21 protein-coding genes are annotated in these 23,801 nt (G+C 66.7%); 13 read left to right on the top strand and 8 right to left on the bottom strand.

The annotated features are described in order from the left end of the window. Positions 1-3: 3 nt before the first annotated feature. The 3 genes from ACIPXZ_RS09995 (at position 4) to ACIPXZ_RS09985 (ending at position 4,482) form a co-directional block, all read left to right on the top strand. On the top strand, positions 4-1,230 hold the full coding sequence (locus ACIPXZ_RS09995; RefSeq protein WP_400593199.1) for an exonuclease domain-containing protein: 1,227 nt from the start codon (positions 4-6) through the stop codon (positions 1,228-1,230). A gap of 49 nt (positions 1,231-1,279) precedes the next feature. Then, complete coding sequence (locus ACIPXZ_RS09990; protein WP_400593196.1) at positions 1,280-2,584, top strand: coiled-coil domain-containing protein; 1,305 nt, start codon at positions 1,280-1,282, stop codon at positions 2,582-2,584. A 131-nt stretch (positions 2,585-2,715) separates the two neighbouring features. Then, the gene (locus tag ACIPXZ_RS09985; protein ID WP_400593193.1) at positions 2,716-4,482 is read left to right on the top strand and encodes a DUF262 domain-containing protein; all 1,767 of its coding nucleotides are present in this window, start codon (positions 2,716-2,718) and stop codon (positions 4,480-4,482) included. A 53-nt stretch (positions 4,483-4,535) separates the two neighbouring features. On the opposite strand, the gene ACIPXZ_RS09980 is transcribed toward ACIPXZ_RS09985, so the two are convergent. Continuing rightward, positions 4,536-5,384, bottom strand: coding sequence for a LysR family transcriptional regulator (locus ACIPXZ_RS09980; protein ID WP_400593190.1), 849 nt, complete (start codon positions 5,382-5,384; stop codon positions 4,536-4,538). 169 nt (positions 5,385-5,553) lie between these two features. On the opposite strand from ACIPXZ_RS09980, the gene ACIPXZ_RS09975 reads away from it, so the two are divergent. Then, entirely contained in the window at positions 5,554-6,897 is a 1,344-nt protein-coding gene (locus ACIPXZ_RS09975) for an MFS transporter (RefSeq protein WP_400593187.1), read from the top strand. Between the two features lie 56 nt (positions 6,898-6,953). Continuing rightward, positions 6,954-7,211: a hypothetical protein gene (locus tag ACIPXZ_RS09970; protein WP_400593184.1), complete on the top strand. Its 258-nt coding sequence runs from the start codon at positions 6,954-6,956 to the stop codon at positions 7,209-7,211. A 45-nt stretch (positions 7,212-7,256) separates the two neighbouring features. Here ACIPXZ_RS09970 and ACIPXZ_RS09965 read toward each other — a convergent pair whose 3' ends face one another. The 5 genes from ACIPXZ_RS09965 to ACIPXZ_RS09945 form a co-directional block, all read right to left on the bottom strand. Further along, a complete protein-coding gene (locus ACIPXZ_RS09965; protein ID WP_400593181.1) occupies positions 7,257-9,032 on the bottom strand; it encodes an ABC transporter ATP-binding protein in 1,776 nt (591 codons plus the stop codon). Then, positions 9,029-11,683, bottom strand: a complete 2,655-nt coding sequence (locus tag ACIPXZ_RS09960) for an ABC transporter ATP-binding protein/permease (RefSeq protein WP_400593178.1) — start codon at positions 11,681-11,683, stop codon at positions 9,029-9,031. Before ACIPXZ_RS09960 ends, ACIPXZ_RS09965 begins: the two co-directional genes overlap by 4 nt. Beyond that, positions 11,676-12,425 (bottom strand): TetR/AcrR family transcriptional regulator, encoded by a 750-nt coding sequence (locus tag ACIPXZ_RS09955; protein WP_400593175.1) that lies wholly within the window; start codon positions 12,423-12,425, stop codon positions 11,676-11,678. Before ACIPXZ_RS09955 ends, ACIPXZ_RS09960 begins: the two co-directional genes overlap by 8 nt. A 76-nt stretch (positions 12,426-12,501) precedes the next feature. After that, the gene (locus ACIPXZ_RS09950) at positions 12,502-13,614 is read right to left on the bottom strand and encodes a transglycosylase domain-containing protein (RefSeq protein WP_400593172.1); all 1,113 of its coding nucleotides are present in this window, start codon (positions 13,612-13,614) and stop codon (positions 12,502-12,504) included. Between the two features lie 167 nt (positions 13,615-13,781). After that, the gene (locus ACIPXZ_RS09945; RefSeq protein WP_400593169.1) at positions 13,782-14,039 is read right to left on the bottom strand and encodes a mycoredoxin; all 258 of its coding nucleotides are present in this window, start codon (positions 14,037-14,039) and stop codon (positions 13,782-13,784) included. A 127-nt stretch (positions 14,040-14,166) separates the two neighbouring features. On the opposite strand from ACIPXZ_RS09945, the gene ACIPXZ_RS09940 reads away from it, so the two are divergent. The 8 genes from ACIPXZ_RS09940 (at position 14,167) to ACIPXZ_RS09905 (ending at position 21,670) form a co-directional block, all read left to right on the top strand. Then, positions 14,167-14,934 (top strand): alpha/beta fold hydrolase, encoded by a 768-nt coding sequence (locus tag ACIPXZ_RS09940; RefSeq protein ID WP_400593166.1) that lies wholly within the window; start codon positions 14,167-14,169, stop codon positions 14,932-14,934. 76 nt (positions 14,935-15,010) lie between these two features. Beyond that, positions 15,011-15,523, top strand: a complete 513-nt coding sequence (locus ACIPXZ_RS09935) for a DedA family protein (RefSeq protein WP_400593163.1) — start codon at positions 15,011-15,013, stop codon at positions 15,521-15,523. A gap of 60 nt (positions 15,524-15,583) precedes the next feature. Next, complete coding sequence (locus ACIPXZ_RS09930) at positions 15,584-16,399, top strand: thioesterase family protein (RefSeq protein WP_400593160.1); 816 nt, start codon at positions 15,584-15,586, stop codon at positions 16,397-16,399. Then, entirely contained in the window at positions 16,396-17,163 is a 768-nt protein-coding gene (locus ACIPXZ_RS09925) for a biotin/lipoate A/B protein ligase family protein (RefSeq protein WP_400593157.1), read from the top strand. The genes ACIPXZ_RS09930 and ACIPXZ_RS09925 overlap by 4 nt, the downstream gene beginning before the upstream one ends. A 78-nt stretch (positions 17,164-17,241) precedes the next feature. Beyond that, on the top strand, positions 17,242-18,546 hold the full coding sequence (locus ACIPXZ_RS09920) for a GNAT family N-acetyltransferase (RefSeq protein ID WP_400593155.1): 1,305 nt from the start codon (positions 17,242-17,244) through the stop codon (positions 18,544-18,546). A 64-nt stretch (positions 18,547-18,610) separates the two neighbouring features. Continuing rightward, the gene (locus ACIPXZ_RS09915) at positions 18,611-19,516 is read left to right on the top strand and encodes a polysaccharide deacetylase family protein (protein WP_400593152.1); all 906 of its coding nucleotides are present in this window, start codon (positions 18,611-18,613) and stop codon (positions 19,514-19,516) included. A 202-nt stretch (positions 19,517-19,718) separates the two neighbouring features. Continuing rightward, positions 19,719-21,188, top strand: a complete 1,470-nt coding sequence (gene rpsA / locus ACIPXZ_RS09910) for a 30S ribosomal protein S1 (protein WP_400593149.1) — start codon at positions 19,719-19,721, stop codon at positions 21,186-21,188. 83 nt (positions 21,189-21,271) lie between these two features. Continuing rightward, a complete protein-coding gene (locus tag ACIPXZ_RS09905) occupies positions 21,272-21,670 on the top strand; it encodes a hypothetical protein (protein WP_400593147.1) in 399 nt (132 codons plus the stop codon). A 7-nt stretch (positions 21,671-21,677) separates the two neighbouring features. Here the strand turns inward: ACIPXZ_RS09905 and ACIPXZ_RS09900 are convergent, their stop codons facing one another. Together ACIPXZ_RS09900 and ACIPXZ_RS09895 are read right to left on the bottom strand one after the other, a co-directional pair. Beyond that, positions 21,678-22,076, bottom strand: coding sequence for a RidA family protein (locus tag ACIPXZ_RS09900; RefSeq protein ID WP_400593144.1), 399 nt, complete (start codon positions 22,074-22,076; stop codon positions 21,678-21,680). A 124-nt stretch (positions 22,077-22,200) separates the two neighbouring features. Further along, on the bottom strand, positions 22,201-23,706 hold the full coding sequence (locus ACIPXZ_RS09895; RefSeq protein WP_400593141.1) for a S8 family peptidase: 1,506 nt from the start codon (positions 23,704-23,706) through the stop codon (positions 22,201-22,203). Positions 23,707-23,801: the final 95 nt, after the last annotated feature.

The raw sequence follows: 23,801 nt of genomic DNA, 5'->3' as shown, positions 1-23,801 counted from the left end.
CGTATGAATGCAGGCTTCGCCGTGGTCGATGTGGAGACCACGGGGCTGTTTCCCGGCGCACGGGACCGCATCGCGGAGATCGCCGTGGTCCACGTCGATCCGGACGGCCGGATGACGGACCGGTGGGAGACGCTGGTCAACCCACAGCGCGACCTGGGACCGCAGCACATCCACGGTATCCGCGCCGAGGAGATCCTGGACGCCCCCCTGTTCGGCGAGATCGTCCCGGAGCTGGTGGGCCGGCTGCGGGGCCGCACCCTCGTGGCGCACAACGTCCGTTTCGACCACGGCTTCCTGCGCGCCGAGTTCGGCCGCGCAGGCCTTGAACTGCCGCTGGCCGTGGAGGATTGTCTCTGCACCATGCAGCTGGCCAAGAGTTATCTTCCGGGGGCGGGCCGCTCGCTCCAGGACTGCTGTGATTCCTTCGGCCTGGTGCTGGATGGAGCTCACAGTGCCGGCGGTGACGCGGAGGCCACGGCGCATGTCCTGAGCGGTTACCTGAGCATCGATCCGGAGAACCCGCTCTGGAACGCCGCTCTGGACCGTGGCCGCTTTGCGGCCTGGCCTGAGGTGGGGAACACCGGGGCGAAGGTCAGACACCGCAGCGCGGCCGGCGCCGGACCGCACTTCCTGACCCGGATCGTCGACCGCCTGCCGGAGATCTCCGGACCCGAAGAGCACCAGGCTTACCTCTCCATGCTGGACCGCGCGCTGGTGGACCGGCACGTCTCCGCCGCCGAGGCGGCGCAACTGGTCGGGCTGGCGGGCGAGCTGGGGATCGGCCGGGCCCGGGCCGGGGAGCTGCACCGCGTCTACCTCAGCCAATTGCTGGCACTGGCCTGGCAGGACGGGATCGTCTCCCCGGAGGAGGTGGAGGACCTGTACGCCGTGGCCGGGCTGCTCGCGCTGGACGAAGAGCACGTGGACCGGCTGCTCAGCGAACCCCGGGCACCGGTCGTCCCGGACGTCGCGGTGACCAGGGACTCGGCATCCATGATCAGGCCGGGCGAGAAACTCGTCCTGACCGGGGCCATGTCCTCGCCACGGGACGTTCTGATCACGCGTCTGAGTGGGGCGGGTTACCTCGTCCACCCTGCGGTGACCAAGGCGGTCAAAGTGGTGGTCGCCGCGGATCCGGACACGTTGTCCGGCAAGGCGCGCAAGGCCCATTCCTACGGCATCCCTGTGGTGGGCGAGAGCTTCCTGGCCAGGCTCCTGCGGGGTACCTGAGCACCGCCGGGGAACGTCTGCCCAGCTTGACCCGGTATCCTCTGGCACTATGGCACCTTCCGGCACCGCGACGACGTCCGCCCGCAGGTCACGGACCCCCTTCCTGGCCGCGGGCCTGACCCTGGCGATGCTGGGTGTCGGGTTCGTCCCCGCAGCCCACGCCGCCGATGACGCCCCGCCCGGCGGATACCCCTCCTGGGCGGATGTCCAGGAGGCCAGGAAGAGCGAAAGCGCCAAGTCCGCGGAGATCACCAGGATCAATCAGCTCCTCGGCGGGCTGCAGGCCGAAGCGGAGAAGCGCGGCAGTGCCGCCGTCGTCGCCTCCGGTGAATACGCCGTGGCCGATTCCGCACTGACCCTGGCCAAAGCGAAAGTGGACGGGCTGTCCGCACAGCTGAAACAGGCCACCGCGGAAGCCGGCCGCTTCCGGAAGGAATACGGGGCCCTGGCGGTCCAGGCTTACAAGAACGGCACCATGGATCTCCCGGGGATCCCCGACCTGCAGTCGATCCAGCCGGACCGCCTCCAGGGACTCAGCGTGCTGGAGGTCGTGACGGACCGGGCCTCCGAACTGCTCGCGAAGTCCTCCGCCGCGGAGAACACCGCCCAGTCCCTGAGGTCACAGGAGCAGAACGCGGAAGCCGAGCGGCAGCGTCTGGCGGACGACGCGAAGCAGAAGCTCGACGCCGCACAGGCCGCGAAGGCCGCCATGGACACGCAGCTCGCCCAGCAGAAGCAGCACGGGCAGGAGCTCACCGCTCAGCTGGCCTCGCTGAAGGGGACGACGGCGACGGTGGAGGCCCGGTACCAGCAGGGTAAGGAGGCCCTGGCCGCCTACGAAGCAGCCCAGGCGGCCAAGCGCGCCGCCGCAGAAGAACGGGCCCGTCAGCAAGCGGCGGCGGAGGCTGCGGCGGCCGCTGCCGCAGCGGCTGATTCAGCGGGCACCACCGCGTCCGGCGGCTCCGGTGGGCAGCCGGCGCCCACGGCTCCCGATCCGGCACCTCAGCCGCCCGTCGTGGTGCCTCCCGACACCGGGGGAGCGGTGAACGATCCGGCCGGGGCTCAGTCCTACGCCGCAGGCCGTCTGGGATCCTACAGCTGGGGGCAAGACCAGTTCCAGTGTCTGCAACTGCTGTGGACGCAGGAATCGAGCTGGCTCACGACGGCGACGAACGCGTCCTCCGGCGCCTACGGGATCGCCCAGGCCCTCCCGGCCGGCAAGTACGCCAGCGCCGGCGGCGACTGGCTCACCAACTACCACACCCAGATCGAATGGGGCCTCGGCTACATCCGTGACCGTTACGGCTCACCGTGCGGTGCCTGGGACCACGAGGTCTCCGACAACTGGTACTGAACCCCATGCTGCTAATATGGCGTTCTGGCCGACTGCGAATACGTCGGCATTCGGGATTGAAATGAGTCGAGATGGGCTAGCAGGCGATAGTGTGCAACATCGAAACGGGCAACACTAAATTTGGGGGAGGAATGAAGTTCGACGCAGTACAGAGGGCAATGGGTGAAGTTATACTCGCGGGTGAACATATCGTCCCTAGATACCAGCGACCCTACGCTTGGGACGATGAGAATGCAACCGATCTTTGGCGCGACTTAAAGGGACGAACGGTTGAATCCCATTTTCTCGGCAACATGGTGGTCCACCAGTCAGGTCCTGACCAATGGGATGTCGTTGACGGACAACAGCGCTTAACTACCATCCTAATTGCGTTGCGCGCGGTCAAGGATGTCTACGAAGAAGTAGGACAGTCCGGAAGGGCGAGCGGACTCTCGGTGTATATTCAGCGGGTTGATCTTTCAGGAGAGCAAACGTTCCGGCTTCAGTATAGAACTGAATCGGGATACTTACATTTGAGTCTTTTTACTGAACCCGGAGACGTAATTCGAGAGAAGTCGCCTTCGAGCGAAGCTGAGCGTGCCCAGTATTCGGCATACTCTATATTTCGGCAAAAGATCACTGAAGAAATGGCGGAACGTGATGATGAGCCGCTGGCGACACTTGACGAGATCAGGGATCGCTTTCTGAAAGCCACGGTTGTCTATGTCAGGGTGGGCGACCGTCAAAGCGCATTTAGGATCTTTGAGACTCTAAACGATCGAGGGAAGAGTCTTAACCAGGTCGACTTGGTGAAGAACCAGGTAATCTCAGCTATCCCGCCAAGCGCAGGTGGTGAAGAAGAGTCCCTATGGGCTGAGATCGTCAGGAATATTGAGTCGAGCTCATGGTCCAAAGTCGGCGCTGAGGACTTTCTTGGGTATTTTTGGAACTCAACTTGCCGCCAAGCCGACAATGAGATTGTTGCAGTCAGTAGAATCAGGCGGTCGGTCGACGGGTACATGGCGACACACCTCTCGCCGGAAGAGCCTGCTCGAGATTTCATTCGGATATTTAGTCAAACCGCCGAGATATTTCAGCACTTTGATGAGTGCCTCGCCTCGCCCAATGGCAAACATTGGAAGGATGTCGTTCCCGAATCAAATTGGAGGCCGGACAAGTTTGAGGAGATTGATAAGGTTCTATACGGCTGCCTAGTTGCATCTTCAAATCTTCCGCTGCCGCTTCTTTTCTCCTTGCTTCGGAACTATATCTTTGGGCCAGATTCGGTGGTCTCGAAGTTGAATTTGATAGATTTCCTTAGGTCGATTGAGAATTTGCAGTTCCGCTGGTCGATTTCTCAAAAGGCATCAACGTCTACTATTCGCAAGGCCTATCGTAAGGCCGCCTATGCGGTTGATTGCGCTAAAACAAAGGAGGATGTTATTCGAGCGCTGCGTTCATTTAAGAGGGACGCGAATTCCCTCATGCCTACTGATCCGCAATTTCGCGCGGGCCTCGAAAAGCTTGCGTACTTTAACCAGCGGCCGCAGGATGTCTATCGCATTAGATGGATTCTCGAGCGAATCGAGGACTATTGGGGTGGAAGTAGACTCCCGCGTGATCGTTCAATGACACTTGAGCATATCGAGCCACAAGGTGCCAGATCAATCCATACCCGTCAGAACTTTTGGGTGGGGCGCTTGGGAAACTTGACTCTCCTGCCTTCGGATGTTAATAGCATGTTGCCCAACGACTTCCAAGGGAAGTCAGCGGTCTTGGTTAAATGGGTGAACGATAAAGATTCTGTCCTAGTCGATCAGATGGGGGAATCGAGCTGGGGGAATAAGGCGGCAGGGCGCAGGATGAAGGAGCTTCTCGACGTCGCCGTTCGTGTGTGGCCGAAGGCGATGAGGATTTAGTTTCCGAACTTCTCGTTGAGGCTATTTAGCGCGGAGTTGACCTGCAGTCCACCTCACCACTTCAGCCCGCGTCCCACGATCGCACGGATCAGGGCATCGATGACCTCGCCGTTGGCCAGCGGGTTCCGGATCAGGGTGAAGTCCACATCGCCGACCGACGGCAGCTCGAACCGCCGGGTGATCACGGTCAGATCCTCGGGGACCAAGGTGGAGGGCATGACCGCGACGCCCAGGCCGGCGCGCACGGCCGCGAGAACGCCGGCGATCTGCCGGGTGGAGCACGTGACCTTCCACCGCCGTCCGTGCGATTCCAGCGCGTCGATGGCCAGCCGCCGGCTCAGGCTCGGCGCCGGGTACGCCACGAGAGGTACGGGCGCGTCACGGGGCAGCGTGGTCTGCTCCAGCCCCACCCAGGCGAAGGTGTCGTGGCGGGCCACCTCGCCCTCGGCCGTCCCGGCCACCCACTTCACGAAGATCAGGTCCAGCTGCCCCGCTTTCAGCCGCCGGTGCAGCTGATCGCTCTGTCCCACGGTCAGTTCCAGGTTGATCTCGGGATAGAGCTGACGGAACTCGCGCAGGATCTTCGGCAGGCTGGTGTTGGCCAGGTCGTCGGCCGCCCCGAAGCGGAGCCGCCCCCGCATCGCCGAACCCGCGAAGTAGCGCCCCGCCGCATCGTGCTCGGCGAGGATGCTCCGGGCGAAACCGGCCATCGCGTCACCGTTGTCGGTCAGGCGGACTTCGCGGGTGTCCCGCATGATCAGCGAGCGCCCGGCTTCCGTCTCGAGTTTCTGGACGTGCTGGCTCACGGTGGGCTGTGCCAGCCCGAGCCGTTCGGCGGCCTTCGTGAAGCTGAGGGTCTCCGCTACGGCCAGGAAGGACCTCAGGTGAACAGGATCGAACATTCCAGGCCCTTCCCGGGGTGGTGCGTGGTGACGGAAACCGCGTGTTCGCAGGCTTCGGGAGTCATTGCGAAACGCAATGGCACTTATAGCCGCAATTCTCTTCTGTAATGAATTCACACCAGCCTACGGTGGATGTCAAGCCCCAGAGCACCTGAACCGAGGACTCCCCGTGACGCCCCCACCGGCCGCAGCATCACCCGCAACCCAGCCCCTCACCATCGTCACCGAGAAGCTGCCCTGGCGGCAGACCTTCAATTCCCTTTCCGTTCCGAACTTCCGGATCTTCACCGCCGGGCACTTCGTGGCGGTCATCGCGGTCTGGATGCAGCGCATCGCCCAGGACTGGCTGGTGCTCCAGCTGTCGGGCTCGGTGACCGCCGTCGGTGTCACCGCAGCGCTTCAGTTCCTGCCCTCCCTTCTCCTCGGCCCGTGGGGCGGTGCCCTCACGGACCGGCTGCCCAAGCGCAGGATTCTCATGGTGACCCAGAGCATGGCGGCCTTGCTGGCCGCGACCCTGGCGATCCTCGCCCTGAGCGGCCGGATCGAGGTGTGGCACTGCTATCTGATCGCCCTGATCCTGGGCCTCGTGACCGTCATGGATCAGCCGGCCCGGCAGGTGTTCGTCAACGAACTCGTGGGGCCGGAGCATTTGCGCAATGCGATCAGTGTGAACTCGACCGTGTTTCAGCTCGGTGGCCTGATCGGCCCCTTCCTGGCCGGCGTGCTCCTCAACGCCGTCGGGGCCGGCTGGGCCTTCGCGCTCAACGCCCTGGCCTGCTGCTGCACGGTGCTGAGCCTGACGGCCATGAACCGGGACCGCCTGCATCTGAGCGCCCCTGCACCGCGGCAGAAGGGCATGGTCCGGCAGGCCGTGGACTATGCCCTCCGCAAGCCCACCATCCGCTGGCCCTGGCTCATGGCGGCCTTCGTCTCGCTCTTCGCGCTGAGTCTTCCGGTCCAGCTCGCGGCTTTCGCGGACCGGGTGTACGACGTCGGCGCCGGAGGCTATGGCCTGCTGAACGCCATGCTGGCGCTGGGTGCGCTGCTGGGGGCGGTGACGTCGACGCGACGCCGCCGGCTTCAGTTGCGGTCCGCCGTCTTCGCCGCGGGCGCCTACGGGGTCATGCTGTGCACGGCCTCGCTGGTCCCCGGGCTGCCCGCTTTCTGCGTGATGATGGTGTGCTCGGGATTCTGTTCGCTGCTTTTCCTGACGGCGGCCAATCAACTGGTGCAGACGAGTTCCAACACCGCCATCCGCGGCAGGGTCATGAGTCTGTACCTGGTGGTGCTCATGGGCGGGCAGGCGCTGGGCGGTCCGATGATGGGCTCCCTGGCCGAGCACCTCGGCCCTCATGTGTCACTGTTCATCTCCGGTGCGATGCCCGCCGCCGCGGCCGCGGTCGTCTCGGTCATCCTGGCGAGACAGGGCAGGCTCCGGCTCCAGGTGCGGCTGCGAGGGTACCGCCCGTCCTTCCGTATCGCCGACCGGGGGACCCGGCCCGCGGAAGGGTGAGAGCGGACTCCCGGCTAGGCTGTAAAGGTCCCTGAAACCGAGCTGAAGGCGGGTCGATGAACGAGTCTCCCAACCCACTCATTCCCAGCGGCTGGGAAGCAGGCGTCGCGATCATCGGGATCATCTTCGTCGTCCTGGCCATCCTGGCGTGGGTGCTCCTGCTGGTCCGCAAGCCAGTCACCCCCGCTTACCGGCTGTTGCTGGCGCTGGCCGTCCTGGCGTTCCCGGTGCTGGGTCCCGTGGCGGCCATCCTGATCTCATGGCGCGCCCCGCATCCGCCCCCGGCCCGCGACGGCGACCCGGAGCAGGGGTAGACGCCGCGGGGCGGCGTTGAAACCGCCCCGCGCCGTGCGCGCTGCTCAGGACGAGGCGGATCCGATGCGCCACCCCGCGGCGTCCTCCTGCTGCCGCCAGAACTCCGCGAACCGGCCGCCGGCGGCCAGCAGCTCCTGGACCGTGCCGTCTTCCGAGACGCGTCCGTCTTCCAGGAAGATCACCCGCTCCGCCTCCCGGATGCTCGCCAGGCGATGGGCGACGATGATCCGGGTCCGTGGGACGGCATCGCCCCCCAGGGCCTGGACCACGGCTCGTTCGTTCTCGTTGTCGAGGGCGCTGGTCGCCTCGTCGATGAGCAGGATCGGGGCCGGCTTGATCAAGGCACGGGCGATGGCCACCCTCTGGCGCTCCCCTCCAGACAGTGACGACCCGGCCTCGTCGACCCGGGTGGACGCCCCGTCTGCGAGATGCTCCGTGATGGCGTTCACCCGGGCGAGGGCCATGGCCCGTTCCAACTCGTCCCCATTTGCCCCGGGATGCCCCGCCAGCACATTGTCGCGAACCGTGCCGGGGAACAGGTAGGAGTGCTGGAACACCATGCTGACCAGTGAACGCCGGTCCTCCGGGGAGAACCGGGACGCTTCCACCCCGTTGAAGGTGAGCTGCCCCGACGCCGGTTCCCGCAGGCCGGCCAGCAATGCCAGAACGGTGCTCTTCCCGGAACCTGAGGGCCCCACGATCGCAGTGGTGCTCCCGGCTGCGAAGTCCAGGCTGAGGTTCTCCAGCGTGGGGACTTCGTCGCCCGGGTAGGCGAACGTGACGCTCCTCAGGCTGATCGCCACCGGATCGGCGGAGGCTGGTCCGGTGACCGGAGCCGCGCGGTCCTCCTGCGGAGCCGTCGGCGCTTCTCCCGCGGACGGGGCATCCAGCACGGTGCGGAGGCGGCGCAGTGTCGTTGCCGTCGTCTCGATCCCGGGTGCGAGTTCGCTCAGAGTGGTGAAAGGTTCCAGATAACGCACGGTGACCACGATCAGCGCGATGGCTTCGGGAGCGCTCAGCGTTCCTTGCACACCCAGCCACACCACGGTGCCCGCCAGCAGGACCAGGGCGAGCTGACTGGCCAGGCTGAACAGAAGCTGGCCGGGGACCTGCAGGAGCAGAAGGCGCAGCGTGGCGCCGTGCTGCGCTTCGAGTGCGGCACCGGCGTGACTACGGGCCGGAGCGACACGGCGCGCTGCCCGCAGAGCCTGCTGCGTGCGTGCGAACTCGACGATCCGTTCCGTCAGGGCGCTGTGGGCCCGGGCGGCTTCGTCATCGGCCAGGCGGGTGATGCGTCCCGAGAGCCGGAAGGCACCGAAAAGCACGGGGATGCCGGCCAGCGCCGCGACGGCGAGGGGCCAGGACACCGGGATCAGTGCCAGGGCGATGGCCAGGGGGAGCAGCACGGCGTTCAGCAGCGGCGTGATCAGGTAGATCACGAGGCCCACCAGGTCCGGTCCCGTGGCGGCGATGGCCTGTCGAGCCGCTGCGGTGTTCTCCGTGCCGAACCAGTCCAGCCGGATTCCTGCGACCCGTTCGGCCATGTTCCGCTGGGTGTGGTCGAGGAGGGCGAAGCCCAGCCCGAAGCCGAGACGGGCCACGACGGCGTCGCAGGCCCAGGAGGCGACGGTCACCCCGGACAGAAGAGCGAGCCAGGGCCACGCGAGGCCGGGATCAGCTCCGAACAGGGCGGCGACGAAGGGCACCAGGATCACGATGCCGGCGGCGCGCAGCATGACTCCCAGCACCGCCAGGACGAGGTAGGTGGTCAGCGCAGGACGTTTCTCCTGAGGGAGCAGGAGCAGGAAGGTACGGATCATCGCAGGGCCTCACTGGTCTGTTCCGGCGCCGCCGACGGCGTTCCCGGGGGTTGGGAGCCGCTGGCGTGCCACAGCCTGGCGTATCGGCCGTCCCTGCCGAGAAGCTCCTCGTGCGTGCCGCTTTCGGCGACTCGTCCCTGGTCCAGGACCACGATCCGGTCAGCTCCGGTGATGGTGTGCAGACGGTGGGCGATGACCAGGACGGTCCGTCCCGCCGTGAGACGGTTCAGCGCCCGCTGAACCAGGTACTCGGACTCCGGGTCCGCGAAGGCGGTCGCTTCGTCCAGGACCAGCACCGGGGTGTCCGCCAGAATCGCACGGGCGATGGTCAGGCGCTGGCGTTCACCACCGGAGAGGGCCGCGTCCGGGCCGAGCAGGGTGTCGTAGCCCTGTGGCATGCGGAGGATGCGATCGTGGATCTGCGCGGCCCGGGCGGCCTGCTCAACCCGATCCTGATCCGCGTCGGGCCTGGCCAGGGCGATGTTCTCGCGAACCGTGCCGTGGATCAGCTGGGTGTCCTGGAAGACGAATCCGATACGCGCATACAGCTCATCCTGCTCCAGTTCCCGGATGTCCCGTCCGGAGAGTCGGACCGCGCCCTCGTCGACGTCGTGGAAGCGCGCCAGGAGCGCGGCGAGGGTCGACTTGCCGGAGCCGGAGGGGCCGACCAGGGCGGTGAGTGTCCCTGGCTCCAGCGTGAGGGACAGCTCGCGGATGACGGGCACCCCCGGCCGGTAGGAGAAGCCGGCCCCGTCGAATTCGACGGCCGGGACCGCCCGGGGCGACGGATCGGTGCCCCTGGCCTGGCCGCCGCCCGGCACCGTGGTCTCCAGGGCCGGTTCATCCAGCACCACCTGGATCCGTCGTGCGGCGAGCAGCCCGTCCCTGAGCCCCGAGAGACCGTAGCCGATGCCCAGCAGCCGGGCGCCGAACGTGGTGCCCAGCAGCAGGAACGGCAGGAGCGCCAGCGGGTCGAGTGAACCGCTCGTCACCAGCAGGGTGCCGGACACGGCGATCAGCAGGAGGAAGGTGGCGGGGCGCGTGGCCAGGTCCATGACGGTCTTCTTCGCGGTGAACGGCTGCTGCCATTCCTTGAGGAAGTGGATGTACTCGTCCAGCCGGCCGAGGAAGGTCGAAGCGGCTGCCCCGCCGAACACGCGGATCACCGACTGACCCTCCAGATAGGCGCCGGCTTCGCCATTGAGCCGTTCCGCCCATCGCACGGCCTGCGCGGTCCGCTGGCCGGACTGGATCAGCATGACGGCCATCGTCACCACGTACACCAGGATCGGCAGGAAGAGGAGCAGAGCCAGCCGCCAGTCCACCGCGAAGAGATAGACCAGGACCAGAACCGGGGCGACGGCCGCGCCGACGGCGTCGGGCACCGCATGCGTCACCAGGTAGTGCAGGGCGAGCGTGTCGTCCTGCACCAGATGCTTGACCGAGCCGGAACCTCGCCGGGAGAACCAGCCCAGGGGCAGACGGGACAGTTTGTCCAGCAGCCGCTGCCGCAGGCCCCGTTCGAAGCGGGCATCCACCAGGTGCAGCCAGAACATCAGGGCCGCACCGGCCAGCGCCCCTGCCCCCAGCAGGACGAGAGCCCAGATTCCGAGGGACCAGAGCGCTGCGGCATCCGCGGAGTGCAGCAGGAGGCGGGACAGTTCGACCAGAAGCAGGAAGGGCGCCAGCTGGAGCAGGGTGACGAGCGCTTCGAAGATCCCCGACAGGATCAGCACCGGCTTGAGCGGACGGAGCAGCCGGCCGGCCGCCTGCGCGTTCCAGGAGCCGGCGGGCCGTGCGTCCTCTGCTGAGCCGTCGGACCCCCGGGGGTGCGCTGTTTCCGCATCCGGTGTGGGCGGGGTGGCGTTGTCAGGGGCGGGCGCCTGGCTCTCCGGTTCTCCGCTGCTGCGCAGGGTGCCCATGGCGCGTCCGTGGTACCAATAGGCCTGGGCATGGGTTTCCGACTTGGGGAAGCCGAAGCCGTCGCGCAGGCGGGTCCGAAGGTGCTTGAGGGAGCCGGACTCGCAGGCCACCCAGACGTACCAATTGGACCAGTCCCGGGCCTCCAGGGCGGCGGCCAGGGACGGGGTGCCCACGCGGGGGACCCAATGCGTCCGCAGGCGGGGATGCGTCTCCAACGGGATGAGACGGTCCTCCTCCTGATGCAGCTCCAGGTACAGCTCGAGGGGAACCTCCGCCGGGACGGTCCGGAGGATGCCGTTGATACCGGGGATCGATGCGGAGTCGCCCACCAGGAGGTATCCCGCGGGAAGCTCCTCCGGCAGGTCGAAGCGCGAGGACCCGAGGGAGGTCACCATCACGGTGCTCCCGGGCCCGGCGCTCTGGGCCCAGCTGGAGGCGGGCCCGGCCGGGGTGTGAAGGACGAAGTCCACGGCGAAGGTGCCCTCGTCGGGGTCGGCTTCGGAGAGCGTGTAGGCGCGCTGGAACTCGGTCGGCCCGCCGTCCGGATCCGGGAACCAGAACCGGAGCCAAGCGGTGGGATCCGCGGTCGCGTCCTGGAAAAGGGTCGGCGACATCATCCGGACCCGGAGGAAATGGGGGGCCAGGGATTCGGTGCCGGTCACGGTGGCCCGGTGATCGCGGGCGCCGAAGCCTCGCATGACGGCGCCCTGGAAACCTCGTTTAGCCATCGATGGGCTCCTTCTCGGGTGGTGTCACGGCAGTGGTGCCGGAAGGGGAGTGCAGGCCGGAGATCACGTCCGGGACGGATCTGCCGGGCGGGGCGGCCTCGACGAGCCCGCGGATGGAAACCGTCAGCAGCAGACGGACGTAGTCGGGACGGGGGACCGCGGGAAGCGTGGCATGAGCCTCGCCCCAGCCGGTGTCCCGGGACAGTCTGGCCAGGGTCGCCTGGCGTTCGCGGTCCAGTCCTCGCAGGTCGGCGCTTTCGGCTTTCATGCTCTGCTCTTCGGAGCAGGTGAGCGCCATGGACAGGGAGGCGACGGCGCCGCTGACCACCAGAGCGGCCTCGGGGCTGTAGCCGCGGCGGATGAGGGCTTGCACCTCGGCGGAGAGGAGCCGGTGCCCGGAGTCTCCCCGGGGGAAGAGTATCTGGAGATATCCGGCCAAGCCGGGGTTGGCGAGCGTGAAGACGCGCAGCTGCCAGGCGAAGGAGAGCAGATGGTCTTCGAGGCTCTGGACGGGGTCGTCCACGAGCTCCAGTTCGGCCAGAAGGCTCTCTCCCACGGCGCGTTCCAGACCCCAGCGCCCCTCGACATGCCGGTACAGGGCCGTGGGGGTCACTCCCAGTTGCGTGGCCACGGCTTTCACGCTCAGACGGTGGAGGCCGAGGTCGCGTCCCGCGCGGACGATGTCCTCGCGGGAGATCTGCGGGGCCCGGCCGCCGGTGCGCGGGGAACGTTCTGGGGGCATGCCACTCCTGCCGGAAAGTTATACTAGGAAACTAAGGCTATCCTAAGTCATGCCGGCGGTGTGGAGAAGCGGTGAGTCAGTGGTGAGCGGTGGTGTCCTCTGCGATCCTCTTCGTCACGGCCGCGGGCATGGTGGAGCAGGAATCGCCCGAGTCCCGCTCGGCGGCATGATCGCCGGCCGTGTCCGTGATGCCCACCGTCGCCACCGTGGCCTGCCAGCCGCCCATGCCCTCGATCTGGCGCGGTACCCATACATTGGCTGCCCCGTTGATCAGGTCCCAGGCGAGAGGATCGACTCCTTCGCCGAGGTAGATGCCGCCCTCCGGTGCTCTCTTGACCCGTTCGGGCAGAGGCAGCACGCCCATGAGCTGTCCTGCCTGGTGTTCGGTCATGGCCCACGGGGGCGTGTCGAAGTAGTACCAGCTCGCCGCGCAGATGCCGTAGAGCTTGGGAGCGAACTGGGCATAGTTCAGGTACAGCTCCAGGACCCGCTTCGCCGGGACCGTGAGGCTGAGCTCGGTGGACAGGCCGGCCTCGAGGCCCTTGCGGACCGGGTCCTGGTTAGGCCACAGGTAGATGTTCTTCACCAGTTGCTGAGGGATCGTGGACCCGCTGGGATCCTTCTCGCCCTTACTCCAGGCCTCGGCCCGCTGAGTGAGTTCATCCCAGGTGAAGGCACCCACCCGGGTGCCCAGCTGCTCATCCTCGTGAGCGATCGTGGCTGCCAGGGTGAAACGGCTGATGTGGTCGATCGACACGTACTGGTACACGATCGGCTCGCCGCTCTGCAGCATGAAGGAGGTGCGCGGGGGAGTGAACCAGTTGAAACTCACCACGGAGAGGAACTGGACCACCAGCACCACGCAGACGCCCACGCCGAATCGCTTCCAGCCGCGACGGCGGCGCTGCCGCTTGCTCAACGGCGTGCGGTCGCGCCCGGCAGGAGCCGGCACTGCGGAAACACTCTTCCGCCGTTCGCGGCGTGAGGGACGTGGGGTCCGGGGCGGACGCTCTTGCAGGGGCTGTTTCGGAAGGGCTTGCTTCGGAAGGGCGTGCGGAGACCGCGGGACCGGTCGTTCCGGCGGGGCCTGAGTCTCGAAGACCGTGGTGTCTTCCGGCAGTGAACGCTGTGCCTCGATACGGCCGGTCTTCACGGACTGCCAGGAGTTCGTCGGTCGTTCGGAGCGCATGGCAGGAGTGTAGGGGAGCTTTCTTGGAGCCTTCTGACAGGCTGGTCCTGCTCTGCCCATGAGAAGCCGAATGCATGAGAAGCCGAACGCATGGGCAGTCCCAAGGCGCGAGCAGACGACGGCGGCCGGGCACCCTCATGGTGTCCGGCCGCCGTTTCGTGCGAGCCTCAGACGCTGAGGCGTTCCTTCACCTCGGCTGCACTGGGGTTGGTGGCGGAGGACCCGTCCGGGAACAGGATCGTCGGGACCGTACGGTTACCGCCGTTGATCTGCTCCACGAGTTCGGCCGTGCCGGCCACCTCTTCGATGTTGATCTCCTGGTATCCGATGCCCTGGGCGTCGAGCTGCTTCTTCAGCCGCTTGCAGTACCCGCACCATTCGGTGGAGAACATCGTGATGGTGCCGGACGCGGGGGTGAAGTCCATGGGTTCCTCTCGGGACGTGTCGTGCTCTGTTTCTGACAACACTAGGCGGAGCGCATTTCTTCCTCCATTCCGGGATTCCTCCCGGCCGGCAGGTGACAGGGCCTGTCCGGAGCGGTAGACAGGATGCATGACCAGTTATGCCGTCTCGGCCGATGGAACCCGGATCGCCTACGAAGCCGAGGGGACAGCCAAGCCTCTCATCGTGATCGGAGGCGCGCTCAACGATCGCAACTCGCCTGCGGCCTACGTTCCTCTGCTGCAGGATGCCTTCACCGTGGTCCGCTACGACCGCCGCGGCAGGGGGGATTCGGACGCGGGTACTCCGTGGGCCGCCGAGCGTGAGGTGGAGGATCTCCGGGCCTTGGTGGATGCCTGCGGTGGCGAGGCATACCTGTACGGGCATTCCTCGGGCGCGGTGCTCGGCCTGCGAGCTTTGGCTGAGGGGCTTCCCGCGCTCGGGATGGTCAGCTACGAACCTCCGTTCCTCACCGGGGGCGGAGAGGACTGGCAGGCGTTCGCGGAGGAGCAGCGACGGCTCGCCGCGTCGGGACGGCCCGGAGACGCCGTGGAGAACTTCATCCGTCACGCGGGAGCGCCGTGGAACCCGCAGATGCGGCAGATGCCGTTCTGGCCCGCGATGGAGGCTCTCGGCCACACGGTCTACTACGACCTGACGATCGTGGGAGACGGCAGTGTGCCCACCGAAGCGCTCGCCGGCGTGGCGGTCCCGGTGCTCTCGCTCTACGGCGGGGCCAGTCCCGCGTGGGCGGAAGCCTCGGCCCACGCGGTGGCGGACGCCCTTCCTGATGCCCGGAGCGAGGCGGTGCCGGGGCAGACCCACAACGTCGCCGCCGATAAGGTGGCGCCGATCCTGCGGGAGTTCCTTCTCGGCTGATGCCTCCGACCCGGAGCGCCTTTTGGTGACACTTTGTCACCAGGGCATTCCTTGCGGATGCGTCAAAATGGAAGGGATGGACTTCCTCCTGAACCTTCCCTTCCACGTGGCGTTCCCGGCACTGTTCGTGATCGTCATGTGTCGCGCCAACGCCACCTACTGGCTCGGCAGGGGAACGGTGAGCGGCCTGGAGAAGACGCGTCTGGCCGAACGGCTGACGAACTCCGACGCGGGCACCGCCAAACGGTGGATCGCCAAGTGGGGGCCGGGCGCCGTCGTCGTCTCCTTCCTCACCATCGGTGTGCAGACCGCTGTGAACTTCACCGCCGGTGCGGGTCGGATGCCCCTCAAGCGCTACCTGCCGGCCGTGACGCTCGGCTCCATCATCTGGGCGTTCCTCTACGCCACGGCCATCCTCGCGCTGATCGACACCTGGGTGGGTTTGCTGGCCGGATCGCCGTGGGCCTGGGTCGTGGTCGGGCTGGTGGTCCTGGGCGTTGTAGCGTTGGTTCTTGTACGACGACGGCTGCGCGCCAGACGCCCGGCCGTCACCCCGGTGGACGCCGACGTCAGCCCTAGGGACCTCTAGCACTGGAGGCCTCGTCGCCCACCCGTCCGCGTGCTGCACGGCAGCAAGGAAGGAACCGGCGTGAATCTGCCTGAACTGGCCGAGGCGAACTCTTACTACGTCGCCCTCGGCGACGGCCGCTACCAATCCACGGTTCACGCCCAGGGCGCCTGGAATCCTCATGAGCAGCACATGGCCCCGGCCAGCGGTCTCATGGTGCACGAACTCGCCCGTCACGAGCCCCGGCCGGATCTGCGCATGGCGCGGCTCTCCTTCGAGATTCTCGGGCTCATCCCCGGCGGCGAGTTCTCGATCCGGTGCAGCACGCTCCGGCCCGGGAAGACCATCGAACTGGTTCAGGCCGAGCTGTTGGCCCCGGACGCCAAAGGCATCGAACGGGTGGCCATCCGAGCCGCAGCGTGGCGTCTGATCACCACCGACACCACCGCGATCGCCGCGGCTGAGGATGACCCCATTCCGGCCCTCGAGGACTGCGAGTCCTTCGACGTGGCGTCCCTGTGGCCCGGCGGATACATCTCGTCCCTGGACGTGCGGGTGGCTCCTCATCATCGCCCGGGCAAGGGCTGTGTGTGGGTCGGGACGTCTCATCCGCTCACCGACCTGGCCGACTCCGAGGACTGGGTCCGCCTGATGGGGCTGGTGGACACCACCAACGGCATCGCGGCCCGGGAAAAGCCCGGACCCGGTGGCTACGCCTGGCCCAACACGGATCTGCAGATCCACATGTACCGGCAGCCGGTGGGGGAATGGCTCGGTCTGGACAATTCGGTGTCCTTCGGCACCGACGGCATCGGCCTGACCTCCACCGTGCTGCACGATCTCCACGGTCCGTTCGGCAGGGCCGAGCAGATCCTGACGATCCGGGCCGTGGAGTGAACGCCGGAGCCGGCGACGAACGGGACGAGGAAACGCTTCCGCTCACGGTCGTCCATCAAGAGGTCTCTCTCGGTGCGGCCGAAGATCTGGACTTCGCGATCGAACTGCTCCGGAAGGCGCAGAACGGACGGCTCGGCCCCACCCTGCGCCTCTACCGGCCCGAACCCACCGTGGCGTTCGGCCAGCGTGATGCGAAGCTGCCCGGTTTCCCCGCTGCGGAGCAGGCCTGCCGGGACCTCGGGTTCAAGCCTCTCGTGCGCAAGGCCGGCGGCCGCGCCGCGGCCTACCATCCGGGATGCCTGGTGGTGGATCACATCGAGCCCCGTACCGACGCGATCGCGGGAGCGAAGGCCCGCTTCTCGCACTACGGCGAACTGTTGGCGGCGGCACTGCGTTCCGTCGGTGTGCTGGCGGCCGTGGGGGAGATCCCGGGAGAATACTGCCCCGGGGAATTCAGCGTCCACGGCAACGACCCCGTGTTCCCCTCGCATCAGGTGAAACTGGTGGGGACGGCGCAGCGCGTGGTCGCAGGCGCCTGGCTCTTCAGCTCGGTGATCGTGGTCGAGGACTCGGCCCCGATCCGGCACGTCCTCACGGGAGCATATGAAGCACTCGGCCTCGAATGGGACCCCGCGACGGCCGGCGGAGTCCAGGACCTCGCACCGCACCTTTCGGTGACCGATGTGATGGCCGCCGTCGTCGCCCGCTACTCCATCGAGACGCCCTTGGCGCATGCCCCGTTCCGCTCGCTGCTGGAGGCCTGAGTCCTCCTGCCGGGGCTTGAACCTTTTGAACAGGGCGGATGCTCGTCACGGCCCTGACCGGCACGTTAGGCTCGAAGCATGACGCAGTCGATCGGGGAATACACTGTCAGTTCGTTCGAAGCCGCGACGCTTCCCGAGGAGGAGACCTCACGCTTCGCCGAATGGTTCAAAGCGGTCCGGCTGGGATTCCACGACGGAACGCCCAGCGATGAGATGCAGGCGAAGGCCTTGCGGAATCTGCGGCATGACCGCCGCATCCTGACGGGCGTGTACCAGGGCTCCGTCCCGGCACAGGCACTCCCGGCGGACATGCCGGTGGCGACTTTCGGCACCTTCGTCAAGGATCTCAACGTCGGTCGCGGGCAGATGCTGCCCGCACACCTGATCACGGCCGTGACGGTGCGGCCGACCCATCGCCGCCGGGGCATCCTGAAGGGTCTCATGACCCAGGACCTCCGGGCCGCGCAGGAGAAGGGCCTGGCGATCGCCGCGCTCACCGCGTCGGAGGGCGGAATCTACGGACGCTTCGGCTTCGGGGTGGCCACCCGCGAACGTTCCGTGACGGTCGACGTCTCCGCGCGATTCGCGCTGCGCCACGAACCGGCCGGAACGGTGGAACTCATCGATCCGCGGAATCTCCTGGAGCTGGCCGAGGGGATCTTCGAACAGGCGCATCAGCAGACACCGGGCTCGATCGGCCGGGCGCGCTTCTACACCATGCTCGTCTCCGGGCTCGTGGACCACAAGGGCGAGGAGTCCAAGGACCTCCGTGCCGCTCTGCACTATGACGAATCCGGCACGCCGGACGGGTATGTCGCCTACAAGTTCAAGGGTTGGGACTCGGAGCCCTACGCCATGGAGGTCGTGGACCTGGTGGCGGCAACGCCCGATGCGCACCTCGGCCTGTGGCGCTTCCTGGCGAGTCTTGATCTCGTGGAGCGCATCGAGATGGAGGACGCCCCCGTGGAGGACCCGCTTGAGTGGGCCCTGGTGGATCCCCGGTGCCTGAAGGGCCGGGATCCACGCGACATGCTGTGGCTCCGCATCCTCGATGTCAAGGCGGCGCTGGAGGCGAAACGCTATCCGCTGGACGGGAGTCTCGTCTTCCGTGTGGAGGACCCTCTGGGCCTGGTGGACGGCAGTTACCGACTGGTGGTCGTGGGCGGCACCGCCACGGTCACGGAGATGCTCGACGACGCCGACGACGCGACCCTCGAACTCTCCTTGGGCGCAGCCGAGCTGGCGTCCGTGTACTTGGGCGGGGTGCCCGTCGCGGCACTCGCGGAGGCGGGCCGGATCGAGGAGCATGTGCCCGGTGCGGTGGAGCGTCTGGGCCTCTTCCTGACGCCGGAACGCCCGGTTCACTGCCGTTCGCATTTCTGAGAGGTCCGGACTCTACAATGAGGCGGTGAATCCTCCGCATCCGCCTCACGCGGATCCTCCCTCCGTGGCCGGGATCCCCGCACCCGTGAGCCGCCGCGCCTTGCTGCATGGGCTCGGAACCGCCGCAGCCGGAGTCGGCCTGGTCTCCTGCGGCGTGCCCGCCGGAACGTCCGGACCGGCATCGACGCCAGGGCCGGGACCGAACGCCGGCGGGGGACGCGCCAGACCACGGGCTGCCACCGAGTCCGTGGTTCCCCGGCGCCGGTTGCCTTCCAAGGCATCGATCCTGCGGGAATTCGGTGGACGTGTCCCGAAGCAGTGGGGACTGGATGTCACCGGGGTCGCCGGTGGCAGTAAGACCCCTTTCGTGGTGCTGAGTTTCGATCTCTGCGGCGGGCCCGGCGGTTCGCGTCATGACGGTGTTCTGTTCGGAACCCTCCGGCGCCTTGCTGTTCCTGCGACATTCTTCGTCAACGCCCGCTGGGCCAAGGCCAACCCCGGCCTGCTCCGGGATCTGGCACATGACCCGCTGTTCGAATTCCAGAACCATGGCTGGCGCCACAGGCCGCTCTCGGTGAACGGCTCCAGCGCCTACGGGATTCCGGGGACCGAGGACCTGTCCGCCGCCTACGACGAGGTGGCCCGCAGTCAGGAGATGCTTGGCGGTCTCCTGCCGAAACCTCCCCAGGCATTCCGGCCGGGCACGGCCTACTACGACGAGATCACCGCTGCCATGGTCCGGCGGCTGGGATTGCTGCCGGCGAACTTCTCGGTCAACGCCGACGCCGGAGCCACCTTCCCGGCCGACGTCGTGGCACGGGAACTCGCCGCTGTGAAGCCCGGTGACGTGGTCATCTCACATGCCAATCAGCCGGGTTCCGGCACCGCACCGGGCTACGCGGCCGCCCTACCGGGACTGCTCGCCCGAGGGGTGCGGTTCGCGCATCTGAGTACCGCATTTCATCTCTGAACGCGTCCTTTGACCGGGCTCGCCGCTGGACGATAGACTGGTAAGGCGTGCGTTACGCGCACGCGTGCTGTCTGTCGGCCCAGTGCCGGCTTCAGTGCAACACCATTCAATCCAACACTTCAGGATGGTCCTTCGTCGTCCACGCCCTGAGCGTGGCGGATCTGCCTGACCGACCAACTATCCACATCGGAGCCCCTACTACATGACCATCACCTCTACCGAGAAGTCCGGTACCCCTGTCGTCGCAGTCAACGACATCGGGTCCGAAGAGGATTTCCTCGCCGCCGTCGACGCCACCATCAAGTACTTCAATGATGGCGATCTCGTCGAGGGCACTGTCGTCAAGGTCGACCGCGATGAGGTCCTGCTTGACATCGGATACAAGACCGAAGGTGTCATCCCCTCCCGCGAGCTGTCCATCAAGCACGACGTCGACCCGAGCGACGTCGTTGCGGTCGGCGACGAGGTCGAAGCCCTCGTCCTGACCAAGGAGGACAAGGAAGGCCGCCTCATCCTGTCCAAGAAGCGTGCTCAGTACGAGCGCGCCTGGGGCGACATCGAGAAGATCAAGGAAGAGGACGGTGTCGTCACCGGTACCGTCATCGAGGTCGTCAAGGGTGGCCTCATCCTGGACATCGGCCTCCGTGGCTTCCTCCCGGCTTCCCTCGTGGAGATGCGTCGCGTCCGCGACCTCGCCCCGTACATCGGTCAGCAGATCGAAGCCAAGATCATCGAGCTGGACAAGAACCGCAACAACGTGGTCCTGTCCCGCCGTGCCTGGCTCGAGCAGACCCAGTCCGAGGTCCGCTCGACCTTCCTCAACAAGCTCGAGAAGGGCCAGGTCCGTACGGGCGTCGTGTCCTCCATCGTCAACTTCGGTGCCTTCGTGGACCTGGGCGGCGTGGACGGCCTCGTGCACGTCTCCGAGCTCTCCTGGAAGCACATCGACCACCCGTCCGAGGTTGTCGAGGTCGGCCAGGAAGTCACCGTCGAGGTTCTGCTCGTCGAGCTGGACCGCGAGCGTGTCTCCCTGTCGCTGAAGGCCACCCAGGAAGATCCGTGGCAGACCTTCGCCCGCACTCACGCGCTGGGCCAGGTTGTTCCGGGCAAGGTCACCAAGCTCGTTCCGTTCGGTGCGTTCGTGCGCGTCGAGGACGGCATTGAGGGCCTCGTTCACATCTCCGAGCTGGCTGTCCGCCACGTGGATCTGGCCGAGCAGGTCGTCTCCGTGGGCGACGAGCTGTTCGTCAAGGTCATCGACATCGATCTCGAGCGTCGCCGCATCTCCCTCTCCCTCAAGCAGGCGAACGAGGGCGTGGATCCGGAAGGCACCGAGTTCGACCCGGCGCTCTACGGTATGGCTGCCGAGTACGACGAAGAGGGCAACTACAAGTACCCGGAGGGCTTCGATCCGGAGTCCAACGAGTGGCTTGAGGGCTTCGAGACCCAGCGTGCCGCTTGGGAGCAGCAGTACGCTGACGCCCAGGCTCGCTGGGAGGCTCACAAGAAGCAGGTTGCACAGCACGTGGCCGACGACGCCGCTGCCGCCACCTCCGGTTCGGCCGATTCCGCTCCGACCAGCTACTCCTCTGAGGCTCCGGCTGCCGAGTCCGGCACCCTGGCCTCCGACGAGGCTCTCGCCGCTCTGCGCGAGAAGCTGACCGGCAACTGATCACAGCGCTGATCTGAAACGCCAGGAAGGCCGTCACGGGAAACCGTGGCGGCCTTCCGCTTTAACGATGAGAGGGTGTTTTCATGATTCCTGAGAACTGGTTCCCGGCACTGCGTCCGGACGACGGTGAGACCGTCGGGTACCTGGACATGGTCGGGGAGGACTTCCAGCCCTACGACCTGCTCGGCCGCCCCTGCGGGGAGCCTGCCGAGTACACCGAGGCCGAGGAGCGTCTGGGAGAGATGGGATTGTCCTACCTGGCCCGCCGCTGGACATTCGCGGTGCAGGATCATCCGCAGCCGATCGCCGTCGTGATCTCCGAACTGAACCGTGAAGCGGTGGTGGTCATCAGTGACGACGCCGACTATCACCGGGATTTCGGGACACCGTTCAGCCTCCCGCTACCGATCGACCCGGCGGTGCTGTGGGAGAACCCTGACGGCTCAGGGCCGCGCTTCACTCAGGGCGTGCCGAACGGCTGAAAGCGGCTCAACCGGGGATCGCCGCGACCGCGCTCACCTCGACGAGCGCGCCGGGCACCCCGAGACCCGCGACACGTGCGGCGGTGACCAGTGGAGGAGCGCCCTCGCGCGCGAGCAGCGGGGCGATGGCACCGTAGGCCGCACGGAGATCGGCGTCGATGTGGAGGAGCACCGTCCATTGGACGACGTCCTCCAGGCCGGCCCCGGCCGCGGCGAGTGCCACCCGGGCGTTCTCCACTGCTCGGAGGGATTGCTCGGCCACATCCGCAGAGATGACCGCTCCGGAGGCGTCGACGCCGTTCTGGCCGCCCAGGTAGACCGTGGCGGCTCCGGCCGGGACAATCGCCGCATGGCTGAAGGCAGGGCTGTGAACCAAGCCCTCGGGCTGCAGGAAGGTGATCTCCATGGCCAACATCCTGCCACGGGGCACCGGCCGCCGCCATGGGTGCGCGGCTGCCGGGACGAGGACGAAGAAGGGCCCGGACCGTCGGGATGACCGACGGTCCGGGCCCTTCCTTCTCAGCGAGGGGTCACTGAACGGCCTTGAGGGCGTTCACGATTCCGTAGCCGTAGTAGCTGTTCAGCTCCGGCGTGCCGACGCAGGCGGCGCCGACGCCGGCCTGCGGGGCTGAACACGGGGTGGGAGTGGCGTCCGCACGCAGTTTGGCCACCATCTGGGCGGGCGTCATACCCGGGTGGGCGGACTTCATGAGTGCGAGCACTCCGGCGACGTGCGGGGACGCCATGGAGGTTCCGCTCTTGAGACCGTACTTCCCGTTGGGAATGGTCGAGAGGATGCTTGAACCGGGAGCGGCGACGTCGATCTCACCAAGGCCGCGGTTGGAGAAGTAGGACAGCTGCCCGGTGCGCATCACGGAGGAGACCGCCACAACGCCGGGGATCTGCGTCGGGATGTCCTTGCAGCCCTGGTTGATGGTCCGCGGAGTCGGCGCTGCGGCGTCGTTCGGGCTGCCGTCGTCCTTGGTGTTGATCGTGAAGTCGACGCTGGAGTTGCCTGCGGCGGCCGCGCTGACCACGCCCTTCGCATTGGACCAATTGACGGCGCGGGCCACGGCTTCGCGCACGGCTGCCTGGTCCGGCTGATCATCGCACCAGAACTCGAACGGGTCGATGTAGTAGCTGTTGTTGGTGACGTCCATACCGCGCTGGGCGGCCCACATGAAGCCGCAGATCGCGTATTCGGGGTAGATGAAGCCGTTGTCGTTGACCACCTTCACCGAGGCGAGACGGACGTTCGGTGCCACGCCGACGATGCCCACGCCATTGCGGGCTGCTGCGATCGTGCCTGCCACATGCGTTCCATGGTCGGACGTGGTCGGGTACCAGCCGCCGGCGCGCTGGTCGGGGCGCCCGCCGGCGGTGCAGTTCACCGAGTCGGCGACCGAGATGTTCGCCTTGAGGTCGGGATGGTTCGGGTCGATGCCGGAGTCCAGCACACCGACGAGCACCTTCCGGCTGCCGTCGGTGACCTTATTGGCCAGGTCCGACTTGATCTGGGCCATGTCCCACTGCTGGGACTCCATGGAATCCGTCGACTCGGCCGGCACCAGGGTGGACGGCTCATCTCCGTTGATGGGCTTGTTCTTTCCCTTGTTCCAGCCGGAGGCGCCGGGGCCCCAGGGAACCTGCGGCCCCGTGACCTTGTCCGTGACTTCTGCAGTGCGGGTGGCACCGACGGACTCCACCGCGTTCTTCCCGGTGGCCTTGAGCCGGTCGCGGAAGGCGGCCCGGTCCGACTGAGCGATCACGACGCCGATCTCGGGCCAGCTCTGGACCACGACGCCCCCAGCGTCGGTGACGGCTTTTTCGACCTTGCGCGTCTGCCCGGGATTGGCCTGTCCGGCATTGACGACGTAGCTCATGACTGTGCCGTCCGGCGGATTGACTGGAACCGGGGTGGAAGCGTCGTTGCTTGCGGCGGTGGCCGCTCCTCCGGTGCCGGCCAGAAGCATCCCGAGGGATGCGACGGCACAGGCGACCGGGCGCAGCGGCCAGTGGCGGTTTTTCAACCTCATGGGTGAAGGTCCTCTCCAACGAGTGAGTGCCGGCCGATGGCCGGCGCAGGCGAGTGCCTGTCATCGTTTCTAGTCGCCGCTCCCAGGCTTTTCAA

It is taken from the genome of Arthrobacter sp. NPDC090010 (assembly GCF_044748305.1).
Classification (GTDB): Bacteria; Actinomycetota; Actinomycetes; order Actinomycetales; family Micrococcaceae; genus Arthrobacter_E.
This window is presented reverse-complemented; position numbering and strand designations above follow the sequence as displayed.